Here is a 2,661-nt window from a genome sequence, read left to right as displayed (position 1 = left end):
CGGATGCGGGCTACCAGATCGCGATTGATTGCGCCAAGGAGCAGGGTTTGAACCTGCCGATGGTCAAGTAAACCAGGCAGCCAGTTGCACCCTTTGCTTCATGGACGTCGGGCAGGTTGAGACGGATTTCAAGGTTCCGGTGCTTTATGTGTTTTCGGTAGGAGTGACTTGATGAGTCTCATGCAGATGCTCAGTTTTGGCGACACGGGTTGGGGGATGGCCTTGCTCAAGGCCGCCCTCATGACCGTGTTGTTGACCCTTGCGGCGCTGGTGGTCGGTGCGCTGGTCGGCAGCCTGGTGGCCATGGCCAAGCTTTCCAAAAAGCGTGCCTTGCGATACCTGGGGGATGCCTATTCCATCCTGTTCCGGGGGATTCCGGAGCTGTTGGTGATCTACCTGTTCTATTTCGGCGGTGCCAGTGTGGTGACGGCCGTCAATCACTGGTTTGGCGGTGAAGGCTATGTCGATGTCCCGCCGTTCATGGTGGGGGCCATCGCCGTCGGATTGATCTCGGCGTCGTATCAGGCTGAGGTCTATCGCGGTGCCTTTATCGCGGTGGCCAAGGGTGAGCTTGAGGCAGCACTGGCGATCGGCATGAACCGCGCAACGCGGATTCGCCGGGTGCTGATCCCGCAGATCTGGCGGTACGCGCTGCCGGGCCTGGGCAACGTCTGGCAAATGAGCCTGAAAGACTCCGCGCTGATTTCGGTGATTGGCCTGGTGGAACTGATGCGCGCCAGCCAGGTGGCGGCGGGTTCCACGCGCCAGTACTTCACGTTCTACATCGTCGGCGGCGTGTGCTACCTGATTCTGACCGGGCTTTCGGGCCGTCTTTTCAATATTGCCGAAGCGCGCGTACAGCGTACGCAGCGGCGCAATCCTGCACAGTCGTGAGAAGGGACCGTTTGCCATGATCGATTTCGCCTTTCTTGCCGACACCATGCTCAAGTTGCTGGGTGCCTTGCCCATCACCCTGGCCTTGTTTTTTTCGTCCCTGACCCTGGGGTTGCTGCTGTCGCTGGGCGTGGTGTCCATGCGCGTCAGCCGCTGGCCATTCCTCAGCTACCCGGCGCGTTTCTACATCATGCTGTTTCGCGGCACGCCGCTGATGATCCAGATGTTCCTGATCTATTACGGCCTGGGGCAGTTCCCGGCGATTCGCGACAGCTTCCTGTGGGTGGTGTTGAGGTCGCCTTATGGCTGCGCCGTGGTCTCCCTGGCGCTGTGCACCGCCGGTTACACCGCTGAAATCATTCGCGGTGGCCTGCTGAGCGTGCCTCAAGGGCAGATCGAAGCGGGGCAGGCGGTAGGCATGGGGCGTTGGACCCTGCTGTGGCGAGTGATCGGCCCGGTCACCTTGCGCCAGGCGCTTCCGGCCTATTCCACCGAGGCCATTTTGCTGGTCAAGTCCACCGCGCTGGCCAGCCTGGTCACCGTGTGGGACGTCACCGGCGTGGCGCAACAAATCATCCAGCGTACCTACCGCACCATGGAAGTGTTCATTTGTGCGGCGTTGATCTACCTGATCCTGAATTTCCTGGTGGTGCGTGTGGTGGCCTGGATTGAACATCGTCTGTCGCCCCATCTGCGTGAGCGGCCGAAAGACCTGCCGGTCAAGCAAACCCCCGAACCTATTTCTCATTCCTGATTGCAGCGGAGCTTGTCATGAGTACTCAGATTCAGAGCGCCCTTACGGTTAACAACATTCACAAGGCTTTCGGTTCGGCACAGGTTCTCAAGGGGATTTCGCTGGAGGCTCACAAAGGTGACGTGATTTCCATCCTCGGTGCCAGCGGTTCGGGCAAGAGCACTTTCCTGCGTTGTATCAACCTGCTGGAAACCCCGGACGAGGGCAGTATTGTGCTCGACGGCGAAACCATCGAGCTCAAGCGCCAGCGCAACGGTCGGTTGTTGCCTGGCAGCACGCGGCAGGTGGAGACCATGCGCAGCAAGCTGGGCATGGTGTTCCAGAGTTTTAACCTGTGGTCGCATATGACGGTTTTGCAAAATGTCATCGAGGGGCCGATGCGGGTGCTCAAGCGTTCGAAGGCCGAGTGTGTGGAGGAAGCTGAGCAACTGCTGCACAAGGTGGGGCTTTATGATCGCCGTGATTATTACCCGGCGCATTTGTCGGGTGGGCAGCAGCAGCGGGTGGCGATTGCCCGGGCGTTGGCGATGAACCCGCAAGTAATGTTGTTTGATGAGCCGACGTCGGCGCTGGACCCGGAGTTGGTGGGGGAGGTGTTGCGGGTGATGCGGTCGCTGGCCGAGGAAGGGCGGACCATGTTGGTGGTGACCCATGAGATGGGGTTTGCGCGGCATGTGTCCAATCGGGTGGTGTTTATGGCCAATGGGTTGATTGATGCCCAGGGCACCCCGGCGGAGTTGTTTGAGGGGTTGCCGACTGAGCGGTTTCGGCAGTTTGTATCGAGTCATACGCAGCGTAGTGCGGAGTAGTGGAGTGTTAAAAGCAAAGGCAAGATCCAGAGCGAAAGCAGAGCTGCTTTTCTGTAGGAGCTGGCTTGCCGGCGATGCAGACACCTCGGTGCATCAGGCACACCCAGTTGATGCCATCGCCGGCAAGCCAGCTCCTACAGTGGACCGTGCCCGCTTTAGATTTTTGCTTGTGCCTTTGCTTCACAACACTCAAGCCGGCCGGTA

At 59.5% G+C, this 2,661-nt stretch carries 3 protein-coding genes and 1 pseudogene; all 4 read left to right on the top strand.

Features of this window, described 5'->3' with window-relative positions; translation table 11 throughout:
* The first annotated feature begins 171 nt into the window (after positions 1-171).
* A complete protein-coding gene (locus tag HX817_RS27885; protein ID WP_003220032.1) occupies positions 172-894 on the top strand; it encodes an ABC transporter permease in 723 nt (240 codons plus the stop codon).
* A 16-nt stretch (positions 895-910) separates the two neighbouring features.
* Positions 911-1,648, top strand: a complete 738-nt coding sequence (locus HX817_RS27880) for an ABC transporter permease (RefSeq protein WP_102369535.1) — start codon at positions 911-913, stop codon at positions 1,646-1,648.
* Positions 1,649-1,665: 17 nt separating this feature from the next.
* Entirely contained in the window at positions 1,666-2,457 is a 792-nt protein-coding gene (locus tag HX817_RS27875; protein WP_003220035.1) for an ABC transporter ATP-binding protein, read from the top strand.
* Positions 2,458-2,461: 4 nt separating this feature from the next.
* Positions 2,462-2,661, top strand: a pseudogene (locus HX817_RS31215) (hypothetical protein); the annotation flags it as partial.

The sequence above is a fragment of the Pseudomonas sp. C6002 genome (genome assembly GCF_013385805.1).
Classification (GTDB): Bacteria; Pseudomonadota; Gammaproteobacteria; order Pseudomonadales; family Pseudomonadaceae; genus Aquipseudomonas.
This window is presented reverse-complemented; position numbering and strand designations above follow the sequence as displayed.